Source organism: Bradyrhizobium sp. BR 10261 (assembly GCF_019455395.1).
Taxonomy (GTDB): Bacteria; Pseudomonadota; Alphaproteobacteria; order Rhizobiales; family Xanthobacteraceae; genus Bradyrhizobium; species Bradyrhizobium manausense.
Genome location: NZ_JACOFQ010000007.1, coordinates 94,274 through 119,008, shown reverse-complemented (window position 1 = coordinate 119,008; position 24,735 = coordinate 94,274). Strand labels below are relative to the sequence as shown.

At 64.6% G+C, this 24,735-nt stretch carries 18 protein-coding genes; 9 read left to right on the top strand and 9 right to left on the bottom strand.

Features of this window, described 5'->3' with window-relative positions:
* Positions 1-122: 122 nt before the first annotated feature.
* Positions 123-755 carry a LysE family translocator gene (locus HYH07_RS10150; RefSeq protein ID WP_057752783.1) on the bottom strand — a complete coding sequence of 211 codons (633 nt, stop codon included), beginning with the start codon at positions 753-755 and terminating at the stop codon, positions 123-125.
* Positions 756-982: 227 nt separating this feature from the next.
* On the opposite strand from HYH07_RS10150, the gene HYH07_RS10145 reads away from it, so the two are divergent.
* A complete protein-coding gene (locus HYH07_RS10145) occupies positions 983-2,779 on the top strand; it encodes an adenylate/guanylate cyclase domain-containing protein (protein ID WP_220002357.1) in 1,797 nt (598 codons plus the stop codon).
* Positions 2,780-2,944: 165 nt separating this feature from the next.
* The gene (locus HYH07_RS10140; protein ID WP_220002356.1) at positions 2,945-5,752 is read left to right on the top strand and encodes a di-heme-cytochrome C peroxidase; all 2,808 of its coding nucleotides are present in this window, start codon (positions 2,945-2,947) and stop codon (positions 5,750-5,752) included.
* Between the two features lie 174 nt (positions 5,753-5,926).
* On the opposite strand, the gene HYH07_RS10135 is transcribed toward HYH07_RS10140, so the two are convergent.
* Complete coding sequence (locus HYH07_RS10135) at positions 5,927-6,874, bottom strand: alpha/beta fold hydrolase (RefSeq protein WP_220002495.1); 948 nt, start codon at positions 6,872-6,874, stop codon at positions 5,927-5,929.
* Positions 6,875-7,106: 232 nt separating this feature from the next.
* Between HYH07_RS10135 and HYH07_RS10130 the strand changes: the two genes are divergently transcribed.
* Positions 7,107-7,568 carry an Hsp20 family protein gene (locus HYH07_RS10130; protein WP_220002355.1) on the top strand — a complete coding sequence of 154 codons (462 nt, stop codon included), beginning with the start codon at positions 7,107-7,109 and terminating at the stop codon, positions 7,566-7,568.
* A gap of 145 nt (positions 7,569-7,713) precedes the next feature.
* Complete coding sequence (locus HYH07_RS10125; RefSeq protein ID WP_220002354.1) at positions 7,714-8,484, top strand: alpha/beta fold hydrolase; 771 nt, start codon at positions 7,714-7,716, stop codon at positions 8,482-8,484.
* Between the two features lie 135 nt (positions 8,485-8,619).
* Here HYH07_RS10125 and HYH07_RS10120 read toward each other — a convergent pair whose 3' ends face one another.
* Positions 8,620-9,354: a hypothetical protein gene (locus tag HYH07_RS10120; protein ID WP_220002353.1), complete on the bottom strand. Its 735-nt coding sequence runs from the start codon at positions 9,352-9,354 to the stop codon at positions 8,620-8,622.
* 489 nt (positions 9,355-9,843) lie between these two features.
* Here HYH07_RS10120 and gltB point away from each other — a divergent pair, with 489 nt between their 5' ends.
* Complete coding sequence (gene gltB, locus HYH07_RS10115; RefSeq protein WP_220002352.1) at positions 9,844-14,577, top strand: glutamate synthase large subunit; 4,734 nt, start codon at positions 9,844-9,846, stop codon at positions 14,575-14,577.
* Positions 14,578-14,722: 145 nt separating this feature from the next.
* Positions 14,723-16,174, top strand: a complete 1,452-nt coding sequence (locus tag HYH07_RS10110; protein ID WP_220002351.1) for a glutamate synthase subunit beta — start codon at positions 14,723-14,725, stop codon at positions 16,172-16,174.
* Between the two features lie 117 nt (positions 16,175-16,291).
* Here the strand turns inward: HYH07_RS10110 and HYH07_RS10105 are convergent, their stop codons facing one another.
* Positions 16,292-18,037, bottom strand: a complete 1,746-nt coding sequence (locus HYH07_RS10105) for an outer membrane beta-barrel protein (RefSeq protein ID WP_220002350.1) — start codon at positions 18,035-18,037, stop codon at positions 16,292-16,294.
* A gap of 192 nt (positions 18,038-18,229) precedes the next feature.
* On the opposite strand from HYH07_RS10105, the gene HYH07_RS10100 reads away from it, so the two are divergent.
* On the top strand, positions 18,230-19,237 hold the full coding sequence (locus tag HYH07_RS10100; protein WP_220002349.1) for an SIS domain-containing protein: 1,008 nt from the start codon (positions 18,230-18,232) through the stop codon (positions 19,235-19,237).
* A 127-nt stretch (positions 19,238-19,364) separates the two neighbouring features.
* Here the strand turns inward: HYH07_RS10100 and HYH07_RS10095 are convergent, their stop codons facing one another.
* Positions 19,365-19,916, bottom strand: a complete 552-nt coding sequence (locus HYH07_RS10095; RefSeq protein ID WP_220002348.1) for a carboxymuconolactone decarboxylase family protein — start codon at positions 19,914-19,916, stop codon at positions 19,365-19,367.
* A gap of 70 nt (positions 19,917-19,986) precedes the next feature.
* Between HYH07_RS10095 and HYH07_RS10090 the strand changes: the two genes are divergently transcribed.
* On the top strand, positions 19,987-20,325 hold the full coding sequence (locus HYH07_RS10090; RefSeq protein WP_220002347.1) for a helix-turn-helix domain-containing protein: 339 nt from the start codon (positions 19,987-19,989) through the stop codon (positions 20,323-20,325).
* 111 nt (positions 20,326-20,436) lie between these two features.
* Here the strand turns inward: HYH07_RS10090 and HYH07_RS10085 are convergent, their stop codons facing one another.
* The 4 genes from HYH07_RS10085 to hemH form a co-directional block, all read right to left on the bottom strand.
* Positions 20,437-20,880, bottom strand: coding sequence for an NfeD family protein (locus HYH07_RS10085; RefSeq protein WP_220002346.1), 444 nt, complete (start codon positions 20,878-20,880; stop codon positions 20,437-20,439).
* A 25-nt stretch (positions 20,881-20,905) separates the two neighbouring features.
* Entirely contained in the window at positions 20,906-21,907 is a 1,002-nt protein-coding gene (locus tag HYH07_RS10080; protein WP_220002345.1) for an SPFH domain-containing protein, read from the bottom strand.
* A 220-nt stretch (positions 21,908-22,127) separates the two neighbouring features.
* Positions 22,128-23,096 (bottom strand): ABC transporter substrate-binding protein, encoded by a 969-nt coding sequence (locus HYH07_RS10075; protein ID WP_220002344.1) that lies wholly within the window; start codon positions 23,094-23,096, stop codon positions 22,128-22,130.
* Positions 23,097-23,121: 25 nt separating this feature from the next.
* Positions 23,122-24,159, bottom strand: a complete 1,038-nt coding sequence (hemH, locus tag HYH07_RS10070) for a ferrochelatase (protein ID WP_220002343.1) — start codon at positions 24,157-24,159, stop codon at positions 23,122-23,124.
* An 81-nt stretch (positions 24,160-24,240) separates the two neighbouring features.
* On the opposite strand from hemH, the gene HYH07_RS10065 reads away from it, so the two are divergent.
* Positions 24,241-24,639 carry an MAPEG family protein gene (locus HYH07_RS10065; RefSeq protein ID WP_220002342.1) on the top strand — a complete coding sequence of 133 codons (399 nt, stop codon included), beginning with the start codon at positions 24,241-24,243 and terminating at the stop codon, positions 24,637-24,639.
* Positions 24,640-24,735: the final 96 nt, after the last annotated feature.

Below are 24,735 nucleotides of genomic sequence, written 5' to 3'. Positions count from 1 at the left end.
GCTCGAAGAGCGAAGGCGGAAGCGTGCCCACGCATTTTTCGCGATCGAGAGCGATGGTGGGCACGGCGCTGGCACGCCTTTGCCCACCCTACATGGTCCGTGCTGGTCGTTGGCAGCGAAAGCTACCGCGTCTCCAGCATGGCGACGCGGATGCCGAGATAGATGAAGAGGCCGCCGAGTGCACGGTTGACCCAGGCGATCACACCCTCGGACTGCCGCAGCCGGTGAGCGGCCTTCGCCGCGAACGCCGCCAGCACCAGGCACCATAATGTGCCCGTGAAGATGAAGATCAGGCCGAGCGTCAGGAAAGCGAGCGGCTTGTGCGGCGCGTCGGCTGCGACGAATTGAGGCAGGAAGGCCAGGAAGAACAGCGCGACCTTGGGATTGAGCGCGTTGGTGAAGACGCCCTGGAGGAAGACCCGCCGCAGCGAGCTGCGCTCCGCCTCGTCCTTGACCGCCAAAAGCCGCGGCCGCGACCACAGCATCTGAAGACCGGTCAGAACCAGATAGGCCGCGCCGACCAGCTTCAGCACCCCGAACGCGGTCGATGAGGCCATCAAAAGCGCGGAAAGGCCGATCGCCGCGCCCGCAACATGGAAAAAGCAGCCACAACTGATGCCGAAGGCGGCGGCCGCGCCGCCGCGCCAGCCCATCTGCATGCTGCGGCCGATCACATAGACCGTATCGGGCCCCGGCGTGATGTTGAGCAGCACGCCCGACAGGACAAAGAGCCAGATTTCGTGAATGCCCAGCATCAAAAGGTCCTCGCCGCCCGGCAGGGCCGTCCCAAGGGACTGGCCTTAGTCGGTTCGCACCCCGCCGTCCACCATCGGAAATGGTCAGGATTTGCATCAATTTGCAATGCGGATCATACTTTCGCTGGGCATCATCTGCTCTATAAAGGCCCAGTTCTTGAAATGCGGGATTCGCGGGCTGCCGCCACGCAAGTGGGCTGCGCCCTTTGCCTTGGAGCTCCGAGGATATGGAAAGACGTCTGGCTGCCATCGTCTGCGCCGATGTCGCCGGCTATTCCCGGATGATGGGCAGTGACGAGGCCGGCACCCATGCCGCCTTCAAGGCCCATCGCAACGCGATTCATCCCATCATCCTCAACCACGGCGGCCGCGTCGTGAAAAACACCGGCGACGGCTTCCTGCTGGAATTCCCCTCCATCGTCGGCGCCACCGAGGCTGCGATCGCGATGCAGGTGCTGATGGCGGAGCGCAACCGTCATCTGCCTGCCGACCGCGCCATGCAGTTCCGTCTCGGCATCCACATGGGTGATGTCATCGCCGACGAGGACGAGGTGTTCGGCGACGACGTCAACATCGCCGTCCGCCTCGAATCGGTGGCGAGCCCCGGCGGGTTCGCGATCTCGGCCAAGGCCTACAGCGAGGCGAGCAAGCATCTCACCGTGCCGCTGGTCGATGGCGGCAGCCACCGCTTCAAGAACATCAAGGATCCGGTCGGGGTCTGGACCTGGACGCCTGACGGCGCCGCCGCGCTCGCGCCGGAGCTGAAGGAAGGCTCGGCGCTGTCGCAAGCCTACCGCACCGCGATCGTCGGCGTGCTGCCGTTTGCCAATCTCAGCGACTCCCAGGACGAATATTTCTCCGACGGCTTGACCGAGGACTTGATCCACGCGCTGTCGCTGCAGTCCTTCTACCGCGTGCTGAGCCGCAACTCGACGTTTGCCTTCAAAGGCAAGAACGCGAGCACCCGCGTGATCGCGCGCGAGATCGATGCCACCTATCTGATCCAGGGCTCGGTGCGGCGCGCCGGCGCCAAGATCCGCGTCACCGCCGAGCTGATCGCGCCCGAGACCGGCGAGCAGCTCTGGACCGGCCGCTACGACCGCGACATCGGCGACCTCTTCGCCATGCAGGACGAGATCACGACCAATCTGTCCGCGGCCATCGCCACCGAGATCGTCCGCGCCGAGGCCTCGGCACCGGCGCGCCCGACCAACGACGTCACGGCCTGGGACCGCTTCCTGAAAGGGCTGTCGCATTACTACCGGCAGACCAAGGAAGACCTGGCCACCGCGGTCGCGCTATTCCGGGAGGCGATCGCGCTCGATCCCAAGCTGTCGATCGCGCATGCCTATCTCGCCACGATCCAGATCCAGAGCATCCAGTTCGGCTGGGTCAAGGGTACGCGCGAGATGTGGGCCGAGGCGATGAGCCTCGCCGAGACCAGCGTGCGGCTCGACCCGCGCTCCTCCTTTGCATTCTCGATCCTGACCTGGGCGCACGCGTTGGAGGGTCATCACGAAGCGGCAATGGACGCCGCCAGGCGCGCGGTCGCGCTCAACCCTTATGACATGGGCGCGCGCGGCGTGCTCGGCATCTGCCATTTCATGATCGGCGAGCACCGCCAGGCGATCGAGCTGTTCTCGATGGCCGCCCAGCGCGACAACAGCGATCCGCGTTATCAATGGGCGGCGCTGAACGCCTTCAGCCATTATCTCCTCCGCCAATATGACGCGACGCTGTCCTGGGCCCGCGAGCAGCTCTACATCAACCCGAACCATATGCAGGCTCTGGCGATCAGCGCCGCGGCGCTGGCGCAGATGGGCCGGACCGCTGATGCGAGCGAGGCGACAGGCGTGCTGATGCGCAACTATCCGTCTCTCAATGTCGATCGCCATTTGCGGAATTTTCACTGGAAGCGGCCCGAGGACATCGCGCATTACCGCGACGGGCTGCTGAAGGCGGGCGTCCCCGCCACCAAGCTGACGCTGGTCCAGAGCGACGTCAGACGCGCCGCCGAATCCTGAGGCCGAGCTGCGACCGCGCCTCCGGCTTTTTTGACATGACAGTGAATTCGGCCACACTTCCCCACACGTTGAGGTAGTATAGGTTGCTGTCGGTTTGTTAGGACTTTTCCGCGCTGTATCGGCACGTCCCCATTTCGCGATTCGCTGTTTTCAGGATCTTGGGCCATGAACGACCCCGTCTCGAAGCCCCCCTTCGACCCCTCGATTCAGGTCTCGCCAAACAATCCCTGCCCTTTCCTGCGCGGCCTCGTCGGCGAGGGCTTTGTCGACGGCGGCACCGTACCTCTGCGGACGCTGTCGCAGACCATCGCAAATGCAAGCGGCGAGACCGGGCTGAAGAAGAGTTCGGCCCGCGTCCAGGTCCGCGGCGTCGCGCTGATCGCCAACGGCGCCTGTCACATCCTGCAAAGCATCTTCTGGGGCGTGCAGCTCAACCGCTTGCGCGGCGGTCCGCTCGACAAGCTCGGCGCCGGCTCGCGCATCCTCGGCGTCGACGGGACGGTCAACGAGGACCAGATCGCGCGGCTCGCCGGGTTCGGCAGCACGTATGCCGATCCCGCTGGCGGCAGCGAGACCGGCCTCAACGCCTCGCAGATCCAGACCTTCATGAACGACAATCTCAAGCGCGCCGGCAATCAGGCGCGCTGGTATTACCCGCTCCTGATGAAGTTCGAATGGCCGATCCTGCTCAGGATCATGGGCAAGGGTCAGGGCGACGACCGCTATCTCAGCGTGGCCGAGGTAAGGACATTGTTCAACGAGCGCAAATTCCCTGAGAGGGTCACCCAGCGGATGGTCAGCCAGCCGGTCCGCCCGCCTTCACTGATCTTGCGTGCCGTCGGCGGCCTCGTCGCCGCGCTCCTGGTCTTTGGCATCGTGGCGCTGCGCTTTCCCGATCAATTCCAGCCGATGCTGCCCGGCATCCTCGGCAATCTGGTGGCGCCGCCATTACCCCGGCACGTCGAACCCCGCGCCGCATACTGGCTCGAGCAAAACTGGGCGCTGGAGGACCGGCACTGGTTTCATCATGCCAGCCAGGGCACCGCGACCTTCCCGGTGCCCTATAGCTGGTTCATGGCACTGGAGCAGCCGCGGCTGCATTTCTTCGCAAAGCCCGGCATGCTGCACGACAGCGACCATCTGCAGCGCTTCGGCTTCATCCCGAGCCCGCAGACCATCAACACCGATGAGGCGACGCTGCGCCGCTTCGGCTATGCCAATGTCTATGACAAGACCAAGCCGGTGCCGGCGCGGCTGTGGGATCCGCCGGTCAATTGGGGCAAGCAGGCTGAAAACGTCGACGGCCTGCCCGTCGGCTTTGCGCGCATGACCGGCGTGCCTGATCCTGCGACCGGCAAGATCGGCGAGGACCGGATCGGCCTCACCTGCGCCGCCTGCCACACCGGACAGATTCACTACAAGGGCATCGACATCCGCTTCGACGGCGGCCCGGCGATGACCGACCTCAGGAAGCTCGAGGTCACGACCGGCCTGTCGATCGCCTACACGCTCTATGTCCCGGGTCGCTTCAAGCGCTTTGCCGACCGCGTGCTCGGCCCCTCCGCCAGCGATGCCGACCGCGATGCGCTGAAGCAGAAGCTGAGCGCGATCGGCACCTTCCTGGTCGACTGGGAGAAGACCTACGCCAAAACCATCGAAGGCAAGACGAGGTTCAACGAGAAGACGAAGCGGGACGAGCCACAGCAGGACACCGAGGAAGGCTATGGCCGCCTCGATGCGCTCAATCGCATCGGCAATCAGGTCTTCTCCCAGGACATGACGCTCAGCGGCCTCAGCGGCTTCGAGAAGAATCTGCACGCCAGGGACGCACCGGTGAGCTTCCCGCCGATCTGGACCGTGCCCTGGCTCAAATATGCCCAGTATGACGCCTCCATCGAGCAGCCGCTGATCCGCAACGCCGGCGAAGCACTGGGCGTGACCGCGCTGTTGAATCTTTCCGACGCCACGCCCAAGGAGGCGCTGTTCCGCTCGTCGATCGACATCAAGAATCTGAACTGGATCGAGGATCTGCTGAAAGGATCGGCGCCCTATCCCAAGAAGCAGCTCTCCGGACTGACATCGCCGAAATGGCCCTCGGACATCTTCGGCGACGAGACCTGGAAGATCGATGGCGAACGCGTCAAACGCGGCCGCAAGCTCTATGCGGACATCTGCGTCGAATGCCATCTCGGTCCGGTCAACGATCCCGTGTTCGACACCGAATTTCCGCAGCAGAGCATCTGGTCGTCGGACCGCTGGCAGAGCATCGGCGACGACAAATTCCTGAACGAGGTGCAGAAGAGCGCCAAAGGCATGGGAACCGATCCGTCTCAGGCCAGTGTGTTGGCTACCCGCACGGTTCAGGTGCCAGGCTTTCTCAAGCTCGATCCCACGCAGAATCTCAATGGCTGGTGGAGCTGCAATCTGCCGGACGTCTCCTCGACCGACATGCCGTACGCGCTTGGCCTGATGGTGCTCGTCGACATTGTCGGCCGCAAGGCAATGGACGACGCCAAGATCGACCCGAAGGTCCAGAATATCTGGTGGGGTGCGCGAAAGAACTGCCCCAATCCCGGTCCGCAGCCTGCCGAGAAGAATGAGCCGGGGCCGTGGTATCGCGCGCGACCGCTCAACGGCGTGTGGGCCACCGCGCCTTACCTGCACAACGGATCGGTGCCGTCGCTCTACTGGATGCTGAGCCCTGCGGCCGAACGTCCCAAGTCGTTCTGCATGGGCGGTGGCCGCGACTACGATCCGAAGCAGGTCGGCTTCGCGGTCACCGACGGCGAGAGCTGCAAGACCGGGCAGTCGCGCTTCTCGACGCGAGCTGCCGACGGCACCGACCTGGTCGGCAACAGCAATGCCGGTCACTCGTTCGATGGCACGCCGGGTCCCGGCAAGGATGGCACCATCGGCCGCATGCTCAAGGAACAAGAGCGCTACGATCTGATCGAGTATCTGAAGACGCTGTGAGTGTCTCACCTCTCCCCGCTCTTGTCCGCCGAAGCTTCAGCGAAGGCGGCTGCGGGAGAGGCAAAATGCCTCCACACCGTCATTGCGAGCGCAGCGAAGCAATCCAGAGTCTCTCCGAGGAGGCAGTCTGGATTGCTTCGTCGCAAGGGCTCCTCGCAATGACGGAGAATACGGCTACTTGAACAGCGGCGTGCCCGGCACGAAGGCATCGAACGCGGCCCAGAACTGGGAGCGGTAGCGGTCCTGCTCCTGGAGGATCTCGTGCTTGGATCCGGCGATCACCAGATGCGAGCCGGCGCGCAAATGGTAGGCGAACTCCTCGATCGCGGCGGTCGAGACCACGGCGTCATTGGAGGCCGCCAACATCAGGATCGGCTGGCGGATCTCGGAGGGGTAGTTGATGCCCTTGAAGGTGTGCATGGCGCGGAAGGCGGTATCGGCCCAGGCGACCGTCGGTGACGCCAGGCCCAGCGTCGGATCCTCCTCGAGGATCGCGGCATTGCGCGCATAGCGCACGGGATCGCTGGTCAGCGGATTGTTGATGAAAGGCGACAGCCCGGTGAGCTGATCGCTGCCGCCGGGAACGTAGGCGCCGCCGCGGCCCATCATCCGCATCGCCTTCAAAAGCATCCGCACCGGCAGTGAGGTAGCGCGACCGGGCAGGTCTATCATGGGCGCCGAAAGCACCATACGATCGAACCAGCGCTTGCCCGCATGCGCCAGCCGCAGCAGCACCGCGCCGCCCATGGAATGGGCCAGCGCGAAGAAGGGCGGCGGACAGTCCGGCAGCACCACCTGCTGCACGAAGGCTTCGACGTCGATCTCGTAGTCGGAGAAGTTGCGCACATAGCCCTTGCGCGGATCGCGCAGGCGCCGCGCGGAATGCCCCTGCCCGCGCCAGTCGATCATCGCCACCGCAAAGCCGCGGTCGCGCAGATCGCGCACGGTCTCGAAATATTTCTCGATCTGCTCGCTGCGCCCGGTGAAGACGCAGACCGTGCCCTTGCGGTTGGCCGGCGGCGCCCAGCGCGCAAAGCGCAGCTCGACGCCATCCGAGGTCTTGATGGTGCCGCTGACGACGTCTTCGGGAACGGGGTTGGACGGAATCGAAATCAGCGTCATGATCGGGAGTGCGTAGGCGCCAAGTGCTGTACTCAAGTGCTTGAGATCAAGGGGCGGGAGCGCCGAAAAGGCGCTGATTCCGCCCTCTTGAACGCCGTCTAGGACCCACCCATATCATCTCAGTGCAGGCCGCTACCAGTGTTTCGGAACCGGAACATCAGGCTGCACACAGACTAAGCCCGGCCCGATTGGCGGGCGGGTTACCAACAGTCGCTCAATGGAGGACTTGACCATGCGTACCTACGATCTCACCCCGTTCTATCGTTCCACTGTCGGCTTCGACCGCCTCTTCAACCTGCTCGACCAGGCAGGCACTGACGGCAGCCCCGGTTATCCTCCCTACAACATCGAGCGCACCGGCGAGAACGCCTACCGCATCAGCGTTGCGGTCTCCGGCTTTGCCAAGGATGAGCTCTCCATCGTCGCGAAGGAAAACACGCTGACGATCAAGGGCGAGAAAGTCGCCAACGAGAACTCGAAGTCCGAAGTGCTCTATCGCGGCATCGCCGCCCGCGCCTTCGAGCGCGCCTTCCAGCTTGCCGACTTCGTGCAGGTGAAGGACGCCTCGCTCGAGAACGGCCTGCTTCACGTCGACCTCGTGCGCGAGATCCCCGAAGCCAAGAAGCCGCGCCAGATCGCGATCAACACCGGCGCTGCCAAGGCGCAGGTGATCGAGAGCTCGGTCGCCGCGTAAGCACCCCTCACTTCCAGGTTGCGGAACGCCCCGGTGCCCCCGGGGCGTTTTTTTGCATCGCATCACAGACTGGTGAGCAGCGTAACGCCATCGTCCTTCGCTCCGTCCTTTGGACATCGCAACCAAAACAAGACGGAGAACGAACATGACTTTCTGGCGCAGCCTTTTCGTCGCTGCGAGCCTGCTGGCGGCCCCCATCAGCCTCGCTCATGCGCAGACGCCACAGACCGTGAAAGCCAACAACGTCGTGCTGGTGCACGGCGCCTGGGCCGATGGTTCGAGCTGGTCGGAGGTGATCCCGATCCTGCAGGCAGCCGGCCTTCACGTGACGGCCGTGCAGAATCCGCTGTCGTCGCTTGCGGACTCCGTCGAGGCGACCAAGCGGGTGCTGGCCGAGCAGGACGGCCCGACCGTTCTGGTTGCGCATTCCTGGGGCGGCACCGTGATCAGCCAGGTCGGCACCGATCCGAAAGTCACCGGCCTCGTCTACATCGCCGCGCGCGCCCCCGATGCGAACGAAGATTTCGTCGCCCTGTCGAAGCAATTCCCGACGGGACCTGCACGCGCCGGCATCGTCGAGCGCGATGGCTTCACAAAACTCTCGGAAGACGCCTTCCTGAAATATTTCGCCAATGGCGTGAAGCCGGAGCAAGCGAGGGAGCTCTACGCCGTGCAGTGGCCGACCGCCGCCTCGATCTTCGCCGGCCGCACCACGGAAGCCGCCTGGCACACGAAGCCGAGCTGGTACGCGGTCTCGAAGAACGACGGCACCATCAATCCCGATTTCGAACGCTTCCTCGCCAAGCGCATGAATGCCACCACGATCGAGCTCGATGCGGGCCACCTCTCGCTGGTGTCGCATCCGAAGGAGGTGGCGAACTTGATCCTGGAGGCGGCGGGGTACCCGCGGAGTTGAGCGGCGAGTTGCCTCTCCAATCCAAAGGCGCCTGAATGCTCAGGCGCCTCTTGTTTTGCTCGGACGTCGTCCTGGCGAAAGCCAGGACGACACTGAGGGTGTTGCCCTCGCTCGCGTCTCACTACCCGCAGCAAATCAATCCAGGCCCTGCGCGGCCGGCATCTCCTGGGTCGGCAGGATCGTCGGAGCCGGTGTGACCTGGCCGACGGTCGGCGCCGCCTCCGCGGGTTTTGCTTGCACGGCCGCGGTCTGCTGTGCGGATTGGACCAGCGTCGCCTGCTCTGCCGGTTTGGCTGCCGCAACCGGCGTCTCGGCACGCCGCGGAGCCGCCTTCGGCAGCGGCACGGCGCGGCTGGCGACATGCGGGATCGAGGCAGGCGGGCGCGGCGGGCCGCCGCGGACCATGGTCGGCGGCGGCAGTGCGCTTTGCGGCCGGTAAGGTGCCACCTGCGGCCCCTCATCGGCCGGCGCCATGCCATAGGCGTCAGCGGCCGGCATGAAGTGGATGATCCGGCCATCGCGCGCGTCGATCACGAGCCGGCCGTCGTCGCCGCGACGGTCGATCACCGCGATGGTGTAGACCGCGCCGCGCAGGTGGGGGATGCCTGTTGGCGAGAAGCCGTTGTCGCGCAGCACGGCATAGACCTCGGTGGCCGGCAGCAGCGCCGGGCCCTCGCCGCGCTGCTCATAGCCATAGCCATAACCGTAACGCGGTGGCGGCGCGGCCACCGGCGGCCCGTAGGGTCCGTCGAAATCCGAGACTGCGATATAGGCCCCGCTCGCGGCTCCATTCGCCGAAACCTGGGCCTCCGCGGCATTTGCCACCAGCCCCAGCGCGGCGGCGGCCACGCATCCTGTGAAAAACTTCATGGTCGGCACGCTCCTGTCAGGCCCCCGAATGGCCAGCGCTCTTTCGCTTCTTGCGGCGTGGCGCGCCTCTCGAAGGGCTGAGGTGAAGCTTCATTGGGGATTTCGGCGCCGCTTGGGCCGGATCGGGGCGGGTTTGCTTCAAATCCGGGGCAGCGCAACTTTTGGAAAGCGATCGATTGACTTATGAGGAATCGGGACTTCCGCGCGCTTGTGTGATAGACAAAAATTTGGCAAGGTGACGTTTAGGACAGGAAGACTGTCTCAATTTTGCTTGCACTCCCGGCACAGGGATTGCAACGAAAGTCGGTGCTTCCGAGCACCATAAGGCAACAGGAAAAGCCGTTCTCGGGGACGAAGAACGCCTTGGCCTGAATTTAAGAAAATGCGGCTCGCAGCGGACGAGCGGTGACCCAGGCGGGTGCCGCGGAACGCCGAAGGTGCGCCGAAGATGGCGGTGAGGCAGCTTGCCGCATGGAGAGGATTGGAACAATGAACGGGTCGCAATTCGAGCGCGGAAACATCGTGGCAGAAGAGCTGTCGGCGACGGTCGCCTCGAAAACGACCGATCCGATTCAGGAGCACAATTCACGGCCCAAAGCCGAAGGCCTGTACGATCCAAGCCTGGAGAAGGACTCCTGCGGCGTCGGATTCATCGCCAATATCAAGGGCAAGAAGTCGCACGAGATCGTCTCGGACGCGCTGAGCATCCTCTGCAACCTCGAGCATCGCGGCGCGGTCGGCGCCGACCCGCGCGCCGGTGACGGCGCCGGCATCCTGGTGCAGATCCCGCATGCCTTCTTCAGCCGCAAGGCCAAGGAGAACAAGTTCGAGCTGCCTGCGCCCGGTGAATACGCCATCGGTGCGCTGTTCATGCCGCGCGACACGGCCTGGCGCAATGTCATCAAGAGCATCATCGCCGACCAGATCAAGGCGGAAGGCCTGACCCTGCTCGGCTGGCGCGACGTGCCGACCGACAATTCCTCGCTCGGCGTCACCGTGAAGCCGACCGAGCCCGCCTGCATGCAGGTGTTCATCGGCCGCAACGGCGTCGCCAAGACCGAGGACGAGTTCGAGCGCCGGCTCTACATCCTGCGCAAGTCGATCTCGCAGGCGATCTACCAGCGCCGCGACCGCGGCCTCGCCGGCTATTACCCCTGCTCCATGTCCTGCCGCACCGTGATCTACAAGGGCATGTTCCTCGCCGACCAGCTCGGCAAGTACTATCCCGATTTGCACGAGAAGGATTTCGAGAGCGCGCTCGCGCTGGTTCACCAGCGTTTCTCGACCAACACCTTCCCGGCATGGTCGCTGGCGCATCCCTATCGCATGATCGCGCATAACGGCGAGATCAACACGCTGCGCGGCAACACCAACTGGATGGCGGCGCGCCAGGCCTCGGTGAGCTCGGAGCTGTACGGCAAGGACATCAACCGGCTCTGGCCCATCTCTTACGAAGGCCAGTCGGACACTGCCTGCTTCGACAACGCGCTCGAATTCCTGGTGCAGGGCGGCTACTCGCTGCCGCATGCCGTCATGATGATGATTCCGGAGGCGTGGGCCGGCAATCCGCTGATGGATGAGAAGCGCCGCGCCTTCTACGAATATCACGCTGCCCTGATGGAGCCGTGGGACGGCCCCGCCGCGATCGCCTTCACCGACGGCCGCCAGATCGGCGCCACGCTCGACCGCAACGGCCTGCGGCCGGCGCGCTATCTCGTCACCAAGGACGACCGCATCGTGATGGCGTCCGAAATGGGCGTGCTGACGATCCCCGAGGACCAGATCATCACCAAGTGGCGCCTGCAGCCCGGCAAGATGCTGCTGGTCGACCTCGAGCAGGGTCGTCTCATTCCTGACGACGAGATCAAGGCCGAGCTCGCCAAGAGCCATCCCTACAAGGAGTGGCTGGAGCGGACCCAGATCGTGCTGGAAGACCTGCCGAAGGTGCCGACCACGGGCGTGCGCTCGAACCTGTCGCTGCTCGATCGCCAGCAGGCGTTCGGCTACAGCCAGGAAGACATTTCCATCCTGATGACGCCGATGGCGGCCACGGGTGAGGAAGCCGCGGGCTCGATGGGCAACGACACGCCGATCTCGGCGCTGTCGGACAAGGCCAAGCCGCTGTTCACCTACTTCAAGCAGAATTTTGCGCAGGTCACCAACCCGCCGATCGACCCGATCCGCGAGGAGCTGGTGATGAGCCTCGTCTCCATCATCGGACCGCGGCCGAACCTGTTCGATCTGCAGGGCCTTGCCACCACCAAGCGCCTGGAAGCGCGCCAGCCGATCCTGACCGACGCGGATCTCGAAAAGATCCGCTCGATCTCCGACGTGGCCGACACGCACTTCAAGTCGCGCACGCTGGATACTACCTTCCATGCCGGTCTCGGCGCGGCCGGGATGGACCAGGTGCTCGACGAGCTCTGCGCGCGCGCGGAAGCCGCCGTACGCGAGGGCGTCAACATCATCATCCTGTCCGACCGCATGGTCGGCACGGACCGGGTTCCGATCCCGTCGCTGCTGGCCTGCGCCTCCGTGCATCATCATTTGATCCGCACGGGCCTGCGCACCTCGGTCGGTCTGGTCGTCGAATCCGGCGAGCCGCGCGAGGTGCATCACTTCGCGTGCCTTGCCGGCTACGGCGCCGAAGCCATCAATCCTTACCTCGCGTTCGAAACGATCATCGCGATGAAGGACCGCCTGCCCGGCTCGCTCGACGACTACGAGATCGTCAAGCGCTACATCAAGTCGATCGGCAAGGGCCTCTTGAAGGTGATGTCCAAGATGGGCATCTCGACCTACCAGTCCTATTGCGGCGCGCAGATTTTTGACGCGGTCGGCCTCAAGGCCGATTTCGTCGCAAAATTCTTCGCGGGCACGCATACCCGCGTCGAAGGCGTTGGCCTTGCCGAGATCGCCGAAGAAGCCGTGCGCCGTCATGCCGACGCCTTCGGCGAGGCGCTGGTCTACAAGAACGCGCTCGATGTCGGCGGCGAATATGCCTACCGCAGCCGCGGCGAGGACCATGCCTGGACCGCCGAGTCGGTGTCGCTGCTCCAGCACGCCGCGCGCGGCAATTCGCAGGAGCGCTATCGCGCCTTCGCCAAGATCCTGAACGAGCAGTCGGAGCGCCTGCTCACGCTGCGCGGCCTGTTCCGGATCAAGAACGCGGAGGAAGAGAAGCGCAAGCCGATCCCGATCGAGCAGGTCGAGCCGGCCAAGGACATCGTCAGGCGGTTTGCCACGGGCGCGATGAGCTTCGGCTCGATCTCGCGCGAGGCGCACACGACGCTCGCGATCGCCATGAACCGGATCGGCGGCAAGTCGAACACCGGTGAAGGCGGCGAGGAAGCCGACCGCTTCAAGCCGATGCCGAACGGCGATTCCATGCGTTCGGCGATCAAGCAGGTCGCCTCGGGCCGCTTCGGCGTCACCACGGAGTATCTCGTCAACTCCGACATGATGCAGATCAAGATGGCGCAGGGCGCCAAGCCCGGCGAAGGCGGCCAGCTGCCCGGCCACAAGGTCGACGCGACCATCGCCAAAGTGCGTCACTCGACCCCGGGCGTCGGCCTGATCTCGCCGCCGCCGCACCACGACATCTACTCGATCGAGGATCTGGCGCAGCTGATCTATGACCTCAAGAACGTCAATCCGACGGGTGACGTTTCGGTCAAGCTGGTCTCCGAGATCGGCGTCGGCACGGTGGCCGCAGGCGTTGCCAAGGCGCGCGCCGACCATGTCACCATCGCGGGCTTCGAGGGCGGCACCGGCGCATCGCCGCTGACCTCGATCAAGCACGCCGGCTCGCCTTGGGAAATCGGCCTTGCCGAAACCCACCAGACGCTGGTGCGCGAACGGCTGCGCAGCCGCATCGTGGTCCAGGTCGACGGCGGCTTCCGCACCGGGCGTGACGTCGTGATCGGCGCGCTGTTAGGCGCCGACGAGTTCGGCTTCGCCACCGCACCCTTGATCGCGGCCGGCTGCATCATGATGCGCAAGTGCCATCTCAACACCTGCCCGGTCGGCGTCGCGACGCAGGATCCCGTCCTGCGCAAACGCTTCACCGGCCAGCCCGAGCACGTGATCAACTACTTCTTCTTCGTCGCGGAGGAAGTCCGCGAGATCATGGCCTCGCTCGGCTTCCGCACCTTCAACGAGATGGTCGGCCAGGTTCAGCTGCTCGACCAGACCAGGCTGGTGGCGCACTGGAAGGCCAAGGGCCTCGACTTCTCCAAGCTGTTCGTCAAGCAGAAGGAAGAGAAGGGCCAGAAGATCTATCACTCCGAGCGCCAGAACCATCATCTGGAGGCGGTGCTCGACCGCTCGCTGATCGCGCAGGCGCAGCCTTCGCTCGACCGCGGCGCGCCGGTCAGAATCGAGGCTGCGATCAACAGCACCAACCGCTCCGCGGGTGCGATGCTGTCGGGCGCGGTCGCCAAGATCTACGGCCATGCCGGCCTGCCGCATGACACCATCCATGTCAGCCTCAAGGGCACCGCCGGCCAGGCGTTCGGCGCCTGGCTCGCCCATGGCGTCACCTTCGAGCTCGAAGGCGAGGCCAACGACTATGTCGGCAAGGGCCTCTCGGGCGGCAAGATCATCGTCAAGCCGCCGAAGAACTCCGCCATCGTGCCGGAGGAGAGCATCATCGTCGGCAACACCGTGATGTACGGCGCGATCGAAGGCGAGTGCTACTTCCGCGGCGTCGCCGGCGAACGCTTTGCCGTGCGCAACTCGGGTGCGGTCGCCGTGGTCGAAGGCGCGGGCGATCATTGCTGCGAATACATGACCGGCGGCATCGTGGTCGTGCTCGGCAAGACCGGGCGCAACTTTGCGGCGGGTATGTCCGGCGGCATCGCCTACGTGCTCGACGAGACCGGCGAGTTCGACAAGCTGTGCAATCTCAGCATGGTCGAGCTCGAGCCGGTGCTGTCGGAAGAGCTGATCAACGCCGGCACCTATCACCACGCCGGGGACCTCGAAGCACACGGCCGGGTCGACGTGTTCCAGAACCTGCTCGCCTCCGACGTCGAGAGGCTGCACGTCCTGATCACGCGCCATGCCAAGGCGACCGGCTCCGAGCGCGCGGCCGACATCCTTGCCAATTGGAAGGAATGGCTGCCGAAATTCCGCAAGGTGATGCCGGTCGAGTACCGGCGCGCGCTGCGCGAAATGGCGGCCAACGCGGACGCCGAGCCGAAAATCGCGATCGGGGCGTAGGCATCACACCCCGTCATTGCGAGCGCAGCGAAGCAATCCAGAAACTCTCCGCGGAAACAGACTGGATTGCTTTGTCGCAACAGCTCCTCGCAATGACGACGAGCAAGAAACAAAACGAATTTAAGCGGCAGGGACTTCGGGTTTAATGGGCAAGATCACGGGTTTTCTCGAAATCGAACGGCACGATCGCAAGTACACCCCGGTCGTCGAGCGCGTGAAGCATTACAAAGAATTCGTCGTTCCCTTGACCGAAAAGGAAACGCGCGACCAGGCCGCGCGCTGCATGAATTGCGGCATTCCCTATTGCCACGGCACCGGCTCGGTCGCGCCGGGCACGCCCGGCTGTCCGGTCAACAACCAGATCCCTGACTTCAACGACCTCGTCTATCAGGGCAGCTGGGAAGAAGCCTCGCGCAACCTGCACTCGACCAACAATTTTCCGGAGTTCACCGGCCGCATTTGTCCTGCGCCGTGCGAGGCGTCCTGCACACTCAACATCGACGACAACCCTGTCACCATCAAGACCATCGAATGCGCGATCGTCGACCGCGCCTGGGACAATGGTTGGCTCAAGCCGGAGGTCGCCGCTCACAAGACCGGCAAGAAGGTCGCGGTGATCGGCTCCGGCCCGGCCGGCATGGCCTGCGCCCAGCAGCTCGCGCGCGCCGGCCACGACGTGCATGTCTACGAGAAGTACGCCAAGGCCGGCGGGCTGCTTCGCTATGGCATCCCCGACTTCAAGATGGAGAAGGGCATCATCGACCGTCGCGTCAAGCAGATGGAAGCCGAAGGCGTCACCTTCCACTACAACAGCCATGTCGGCGCGGCCGGCAATGTCGATCCACGCGAGATGCTCAACGAGTATGACGCGGTGGCGCTGACCGGCGGCGCCGAAGCGCCGCGCGATCTGCCGATTCCGGGCCGCGAGCTCGACGGCATCCACTACGCGATGGACTTCCTGCCGCAGCAGAACCGCCGCGTCTCCGAGGAGCCGCTGAACGGCGTCAAGGAGATCTTGGCCGGCGGCAGGCATGTCGTCGTCATCGGCGGCGGCGACACCGGCAGCGACTGCATCGGCACCTCGCTGCGCCAGGGCGCGCTGTCGGTGACCCAGCTCGAGATCATGCCCGCCCCGCCCGAGCGCGAGAACAAGGCCCTGACCTGGCCGAACTGGCCGCTGAAGATGCGCACGTCCTCGAGCCAGGCCGAAGGCGCGATCCGCGAATACGCCGTGCTGACGCAGAAGTTTTCCGGCGAGAACGGCAAGGTCAAGAAGCTGCACTGCGTCCGCGTCGACGACAAGTTCAAGCCGATCGAAGGCACCGAGTTCGAACTCGACGCCGAGCTGGTGCTGCTCGCGATGGGCTTCGTCCATCCCGTGCACGAGGGCCTCTTGAAGCAGCTCGCAGTCGATCTCGACCCGCGCGGCAACGTCAAGGCCAACACGCTCGACTACCAGACCTCGCGCCCGAACGTGTTCTCCGCCGGCGACATGAGGCGTGGGCAATCGCTGGTGGTGTGGGCGATCCGTGAGGGTCGACTTTGTGCCAGGTCGATCGATACGTTCCTGATGGGGAAGACGGATCTGCCGCGGTAGGTTTCGTCATTCCGGGGCGCGCGAAGCGCGAGCCCGGAATCCATTTATCCGCGAACACTGAGGCCTGATGGATTCCGGGTTCGCGCCAAGTGGCGCGCCCCGGAATGACGAGCGGAGCTAATTCTGCAGCCTCACCCCCAGCATCACCACCGTCCCCTGCGAGCTCGACCCCGGCTGGTTTGAATCCAGGATGTCGTGGCGCAGCGTGCCCTTGATCCAGATGTTGCGGTTGAGCTTGTAGATCAAATTGCCTTCGAGCGAGTAGGTCTTGTCGTTGCGATTCTGGCCCTGGTAGTCGTAGGTGCCGTAGGTGAACTTGCCGATCGCGGTGAGCCAGCGGCGGAAATCGTGGTCGACTTCGGCGGCATAGGTGTGCACCAGCACGCCGGAGGAGCCGGGGATGGTGGTCTCCGCGATCTGCGTGTCGGTGTTGAACTTCACCGTCGTCAGCCCGCTGGCGTTCCAGATCAGCGATCCCGAGGTGAGGAAGCCCGAGAGCTGGCTCAGGCGCGGGTCGACATAGTTGCGCGCGGAATAGCCGACCGAGACTTCGCCGGTGAGGATGCGCGAGAATTCGAAGGACGAGCCGACCTTGGCATAACCGCCGTTTGAATTGCGCAAGTAACCGTTGCGGTCAGCCGCCTGGTCGTGGACGCGGTTGTCCCCCTCGATCTCGACGAACGGCTTCAGGCCCGGCTTGAGCTCGTAGGAGAAGCGCCCGACGCCGCCATACTGGTTGAAGTCGCGGTCGTCATTGCTGAAGGTCGAGCCGTCGGTGAGCTTTGAATCGGTGTAGGCGGTGCGATCGATCGTGGCGCCGGCGGCGACCTGGAAACGATTGAAGGTCTGGTCGAAGCCGAAGGTGCCGCCATAGGTGGCGTAGACAGGATATTTCTGCAAGCCGGCCTGCACGTTCGGGCTGCCGGGATTGTCGGTGGCGAGCCGCAGCCGCAGCTGCGAGGTCAGCTTGAGATCGCGGTCGACGTCGTAGCGGCCGTCGACATGGCCGGTGAAATCGGGGCGGTTGATCTCGACCGGCGAGGGCGAAGGAAGCCCGTCGATCGTCGCCGGCATGTTGTTGGTGTAGCCGGAGAACGAGCCGCGCAAATCGGCGACCAGCGCATGGCGCTCCCAGTCGGACATGACAAGAAGATCCGGCGCGACGACATAAACAGGCGAGCCGACCGGCTTGCTGAGACGCGCGGGATTGGTGTCGTAGCCGGTGGAGAGCTCGAGCCCGCCCTTGATCAGAAAACTGCCGGCGTAGTCGCCGACCGCGCCGAACGCATCGTCGTCGACCTTGAGGCGGCGGCGCAGCGGCTGGCCGGGCACGACGCCGGCCATCGCCGGCGGCAGCGGCGTCTTGTGCGCGGTCTCCGACGGCGGCGGCGCAATGCGCGGCGGTCCCAGCGTCGAGACCGCCGGCGTTGCAGCTGACACCGGCGAGCCGGGGCCGGCGGGCTTCTTCGGCTTCAGCTGGCCCGGATAGAGTTTTGGCTGCTGGCGCTTGCGATTGAGCGAGTCGTAGCCCGAGCTGCTCGCGCCGTTCGCGGCGGGCAGGCCGTAGCTGGGCACCTGACCGACGCGCGACGTCGCCGGCGCATCGCTTTTCTTGCGCGGACCGTCGTTGGGATCCGGCGGTTGCGGAACCGCGTCCGACGGTGCCTGCAGGACGCCCGCCGTGCGGCGCATCGGCAGCGTGTCAGGCGAGACGAAGCCGCCGCGGCTGGGATTGAACAGGTCGGGCGTGAGGCTCTGGGCGGCCACTGGTGAGCTCTCCAGCGCTGATAGCAGCAGGCACGGCAAGGCAGCGCGGAAAGCGCACGCGCTGCGGCTCCGGCCCCTGCCTGGAGGCGACCCCACGATAAAATTAACCCCAACAAAATCAAATACTTCAACGACGGCTTTCCGCCGGTGCGGGGGAACCATCGTTAATGGAGTTAAAACAATTATGGTTAATGACCCGTTGAGGGCTTTGGCGCCCGCGTCGCCTGATCGGCCGGGGCGTGCTAAGGAGGCGACCACCGGGCCGACGCCCCTCCGTGGACCTTGTCTATGCCGAGTTCGAAACCGCTGATGACCTCCTCATCCGGCCTCACCCCTACATCAGTTGAATCCGCGCTCCGCACGCTGGAGACCGAGAGCGGCGGCATCAACGCGCTTGCGGCCGCGCTGCGCGGCCCGCTCGGCGAGCCGTTCGCCAAAGCGGTCGACCTGATCCGCAATGCCAAGGGCCGCGTCATCGTCACCGGCCTTGGCAAGTCAGGCCACATGGCGCGCAAGATCGCGGCGACGCTGGCCTCGACAGGCACGCCGGCCTTCTTCGTCCACACTGCGGAAGCCGCCCATGGCGACCTCGGCATGATCACCGCCGACGACGTCATCATGGCGATGTCCTGGTCCGGCGAGCAGCCGGAGATGAAGACGCTGGTGAACTACTCGGCGCGCTTTGCGATCCCGATGATCGCGGTGACGTCGAACGCAGCGTCCTCGCTCGGCCAGGCCGCCGACATCGTCATCGAGCTGCCGAAGGCGCGCGAGGCCTGCCCGCATAATCTGGCGCCGACCACCTCGACCATGATGCAGGTCGCGATCGGCGATGCCATCGCAATTGCGCTGCTCGAGGGCCGCGGCTTCACCGCGCTGGAATTCGCGCATTTCCATCCCGGCGGCAAGCTGGGCGCGATGCTGAAATTCGTCCGCGACTACATGCGCACCGGCGCGGAAATCCCGGTCAAGCCGCTCGGCACCAAAATGTCGGACGCGGTGATGGAGATGTCGGCCAAGGGCTTGGGCTGTGTCTGCATCGTCAACGACGCCAACGAGGCTATCGGCATCATCACCGACGGCGATCTGCGCCGCCACATGCGGCCGGATCTTTTGACTATGACGGTCGATGAGATCATGACCAGGCAGCCCAAGACCGTGCCGCCCTCGATGCTGGCGACGGAGATGATCGAGGTGCTGAACACGCGCAAGATCACGACGCTTGTGGTGACCGAGGCAGACAAGGTCGTCGGCATCGTGCATCTGCACGATCTGCTGCGCGCGGGCGTGGCGTAAGGCACCGCTCTATCCACTCGTCATTCCGGTGCGCGCCCCCTTGGGCGCGAGCCCGGAATCCATCATGCCGCGCAGTTTGTCGCTCTATGGATTCCGGGCTCGCGCTTCGCGCGCCCCGGAATGACAACTACCCCGGAAACCGCGCCGCCTTTTCCTCGAGCGGCAGCTTCAGCCCATTGGCCAGATACGAGACGGTACGATAGAAACCGCACAGCAGCATGATCTCCAGCATCTGCGCCTCGTCGTAATGCGCCGACAGTGCCGCGAATTCGGCGTCGGTGAACGTCGCGCTTGTGTGCAGCGCATCCACGGCAGCGATCAGGGCCCGCTCGGCGGGTGACCAGCAGGATGAGCTCGCATCGCCCTCGACCGTCGCACGGACCTCATCCTCGGTGAGTTTTGCCGGCGCGGCGAAGACCGCGACATGGACGCCCCATTCATATTCGCATCTGTTCAGCGCGCAGGTGCGGTCGATGACGATCTCGCGCTCTCGCAACGATAACGGGCCGGGATCGAGCAGGCCGCCGGCGCGAAACTTGTCCCAGGCGCGACCATGGCCCGCCATCACCCGAAACAACATCAGCGGCGGCGCGCCGCGCATGATGCGATCGAACTGCGCCTGGATCTCCGGTGGATAAGGCGGCGTGAGCGGGGCGATCCGCGGAGCCGGAGATGACATGGGCGTCATCTTTGCTACAATTAATGTAGCAATACGCTACATTATCTGTAGCAAGTGGCAAGAGGGTTTGATGGCGAAACAGACGGGCTCGGGGGACCGCCGCGTGCGCGGCTCGCGCACCGGGCGGCCGATCATGGTGCTGCTCGATCTGCTGGGGCGGCGCTGGGCTTTGCGGATCTTGTGGGAGTTGCGCGAAAAACCCCTCACCTCGCGTGCGTTGCGCACGGCCTGCAACGAGGCTTCGCCGACAGTGCTGCAGGCGCGGCTGACGGAACTGCGCGAGGCGGGGTTCGTCGAGCTCGGTGACGGCGGCGGTTATGGATTGACGGCGCTCGGACGCGAGCTGGGCGACATGGTCATGCCGCTGCACCGGTTTGCGGAGCGGTGGCGAAGCAAGAGCGGTGTCTGAGTCCGGCTGCGCTCCATCCGCAAGCTCGTCATTGCGAGCGCAGCGAAGCAATCCAGAGTCTTTCCGCGGGGCGATCCTGGATTGCTTCGCTACGCTCGCAATGACGGCAACTCACGCCGCCGCCACCGTCAGGTTGGCACCATCCACCTGCACCACCTTCACCCGCGTGCCTGCCGGCGTATCCGGGCCTGCGACGCGCCACACCGTGTCGCCGATGCGGACGGTGCCGTTTCCGTCGATGATCGGCTTCTCCAGCGTGAACTCACGGCCGAGCAGCGCCTCGGTTCGCTTGTTGAGGAAGGGACTGGCACTTTCATCCGGCTTCGGCCGCGCGAGCCGGCGCCATACCGGCACGGCGGCGGCTGCGAACACCGCGAACATCACCAGCTGGATCTGCCAGGAGATGACTGTAACGAACGAGATCAGGCCGACCAAAAGCGCGGCAAGCCCGAGCCAGAACAGAAACACGCCCGGCGCGACCACCTCCAGCGCCATCAGGATGAAGCCGAAGATCAGCCAGTTCCAGGTGCCGAGCGATACGAACATGTCGGTCATGACACGACCTCTCTCAATGGTGCCTTCACGGCACCGCCGGTGGAGTCGGCGGCGTCGGACCTGACGGCGGCACCGAACCGCCGCGACGGGCCGCAGCGACCGCCGACGCAGCACTTTCTCCGAACGTTGCCTTGGCGATCTCGCCGATGCCGGCGAGCGAGCCAAGCATGCTGGTCGCCTCCATCGGCAGCATGATGATCTTCTGGTTCGGGGCGTCCGCGAACTGGCCGAACGCCTTGATGTATTTATCGGCGATAAAGTAGTTCAGCGCCGCGACGTCACCCTTGGCGATGGCCTCACTGACCATTTGCGTCGCCTTGGCCTCGGCCTCGGCGGACCGCTCACGCGCCTCGGCGTCGCGAAACGCCGCTTCCTTGCGGCCTTCGGCCTGGAGAATCTGGCCCTGCTTGGCGCCCTCGGCGCGCAGGATCTCGGACTGGCGCTGGCCTTCGGCGGCGAGAATGTCGGCGCGCTTGACGCGCTCGGCCTTCATCTGCCGGCCCATGGCCTCGACGAGGTCGGCGGGCGGCACGATGTCCTTGATCTCGATGCGGTTGACCTTGACGCCCCAGGGCGAGACCGCGGCGTCGACGACGCGCAAGAGGCGCTCGTTGATCTCGTCGCGATGCGACAGCACCTGGTCGAGATCCATCGAGCCCATCACCGAGCGGATGTTGGTCATGGTGAGCACCGTGATGGCCTGGTTGAGGTTGGCGACCTCGTAGCTGGCCTTCGCCGCGTCGAACACCTGATAGAAGGCGACGCCGTCCACCGTCACGGTGGCGTTGTCCTTGGTGATGACCTCCTGCTCGGGAATGTCTATCACCTGCTCCATCATGTTGATCTTGCGCCCGACACGATCGAAATAGGGCACGATCAAATTGAGCCCGGGGCTCAGCGTCTGCGTGTATTTGCCGAACCGCTCGATGGTCCAGTCATAGCCCTGTGGCACCGTCTTCACGCCGGCAATCAGCGTGATGATGACGAGCAACACCAGAACAATCGCAAAAATATCGAAACCGCTCATATCTCCTCCAAGGTGGGAAAGAAGCCGGAAAACAGGCCCTTCCCGCGCTGTCATTGGTCGGGATCAGCACCCTACCGGTTCAGCGGCCGCCTTTCACGTCAGCATCCGTGCCTTTCCGCACAAGACGCGGCGAGCACGAACCGTCACGATTATGTATTTTCGAAGGACCCTTGAAAGCGCCACGGCGCAGACCTACCGGCAAAGGTTAAGAAATGCGGTCCTACTCGATGACCTCGTTCGCGATTGCGAGCAGGCCCGGGGAAAGCGTGACCCCGATTGCCTTGGCTGTCTTCAGATTGATCGCCAGCTCGAACTTGGTGGGGTTCTGGACCGGAAGGTCGGCAGGTCGCGCGCCCTTCAGGATGCGATCGATGTAGCTCGCTGCGCGGCGGAGCTGCTCAGCGCCGTCGGTGCTGTAGGACATCAGCCCGCCTTCGTCGACGAAGGCGCGGATACAGAACACAGCGGGCAGACGCGCCTGCTCAATTGCCGTCAGCAACTGCGAGCGATTGGCCATGGCGAAGAAGTCGGGCAGGACCAGAAAGCCACCGTCCTTGCGCGAGGTCAGCGCGGCGATCGAAGCAACATCATGCACCGGCGCGGGCTCGATCGTCACATGCAGCATCCTCGCGGCGTCCTCGAGCGTGCGCAGCATCAGCGCCGCGAACGGCGCGGTGGCGGGATTGTAGATCACGAAGACGCGGGAGACTTTTGGCGTGACCTGCGTCAGCATCTCCAGCCATTTGCTCGCCAACGGACCGTCGTAATCGGTGAATCCGGTGATATTGCCGCCGGGATGGGCGAGGTTCTGGACAAGGCCCTGGCCGACCGGATCGGTGACCACCGCAAACACGATGGGAATCGTCGTGGTGCGCCGGTGCAGTTCCTCCACCGAGGGCGTGCCGAGCGCAAGCAGGACGTCGGGCTTGAGCCCGATCAGCTCGTCGGCAAGTTGGGCAAGGCGGGCGCGATCGCCGGCGCCGCTCCGCCAGTCGATGCCAAGATTGTCCTGCTCCTTCCAGCCATGGGTCGCGAGCGCTTCGGCGAGGCGGGGCTGGCCGATCACGTCATCGGCTGATGTGACCGAGAGCACCCCGAGCCGGCGTTGCGCGGTCGGCTGCTGGGCCGGCGCGGAAGCCGGCCATGCCGCGATCGTTCCCAGAAGCGCCAGACAGTCGCGGCGGTTCATGAAACGCTCCCTAGACCCAGGCATATTAGATCCAGCCCTGCAGCTCGCGCAGCACCAGCGTTCGGATCACGTCCATTCCAGGATCGCTGTCGTTCAGGCAAGGGATCGCGGAAAACTGCTCGCCGCCATTGTGCTTGAAGATCTCGGCATTCTCCTGCGCGATCTCCTCCAGTGTCTCCAGGCAGTCGGCGGAGAAACCCGGCGTCACGACCGCGATGCGGCGCACGCCTTCTTTCGCCAACCGCTCCATCGTCTTGTCGGTGTAGGGCTGCAGCCACTCGTCATTGCCGAAGCGCGACTGGAAGGTCAGCAGCAGCCTTGTCTCATCCATGCCGAGCCGGCGGCGCAGCGCCTGCGTCGTCGCGATGCAGTGGCTTTGATAGGGATCGCCCTTGTCGACATAGGCCTTCGGCATGCCGTGAAAGGACGCGACGATCAGCTCGGGCCTGAAGGATAAATTCGCCAGATGCGTCTCGATCGAGACGGCGAGCGCCTCGATATAGGCCTCGTCCTCGTAGTAAGGCGGCGTCACCCGCAATGTCGGCTGGTTGCGCAGGCTCGCGAGCACACGGAACACTTCGTCGCAGACGGTCGCCGAGGTCGAAGCGGAATATTGCGGATAGAGCGGCACGGCGAGAATGCGCTCACATCCCTTTGCGATCAGCGCATCGATCCCCGCCTTGATCGAGGGATTGCCGTAGCGCATCGCCCAATCCACCACGACATGCGCGCGATCCGACAGCGCGGCGGCGAGCTTGTCGGCTTGCGACCGCGTGATCGTCTTCAGCGGCGACTCGTTCTTCTCGACGTTCCAGATCTTCTGGTAGTCGAGCGCCTTGGTGCGGGGGCGGCTGCGCAGGATGATGCCGTTCAGCACGGCTTTCCAGATCAGGCCCTGGTCCTCGATGACGCGGGCGTCCGACAGGAATTCCTTCAGATACACCCTCACGCCGGCGGCGTCGGCCGTATCGGGCGTGCCGAGATTGATCAGCAGCACACCGACGCGCGGGTGGCTGGGCTGAACGGTCGGCTTCGCGGTTGAGATAGGGGCCAGGGTCGTCATGTCAGCTGCGTCGCGCGTTGCTCCGAACTTGTCAAGATGAGCTCGTTTTCGCTAGGGTCCGCCACAAGCGGGGGAGGGAAGATGACGCTCGCGGAATGGTGCGTTCTCGGAGCGCTGCTGCTCTATCTCTTAACGATCGTCTCGATCAAATGGATCAGGTTTCGCGGCTTCGACAATTCACGGCCGCGCGACCCCGCCTTTTACCAAGACGCCATCTCGCAGCGGGCGCTCGGCGCGCACCAGAACGGCATCGAGACCTTCCCGTTCTTCGCCTTCGCGGTCCTGCTCGCGGAATTTCGCGATTCGCCGCAGCGCCTGATCGACGAGCTCGCAGCGCTGTTCCTGATCGTGCGGGTCGCCTATGTGCTGACCTATCTCGGCAACCGGCCGACCCTCCGCTCCATCCTCTGGAGCATCGGTTTTGCACTCAATCTGGCGATCTTCCTCATGCCGATGTTGAAGCGGTTTTTGCCGGGGTGAGGTGCACGGCCCGGCGCAACGGGGAAGCCGTTGTCGCTGGAGGCGCGAGCCCCGCGGTGCAACGCACCGTGGGGTGAGCCTCGAAGGATGAACGGC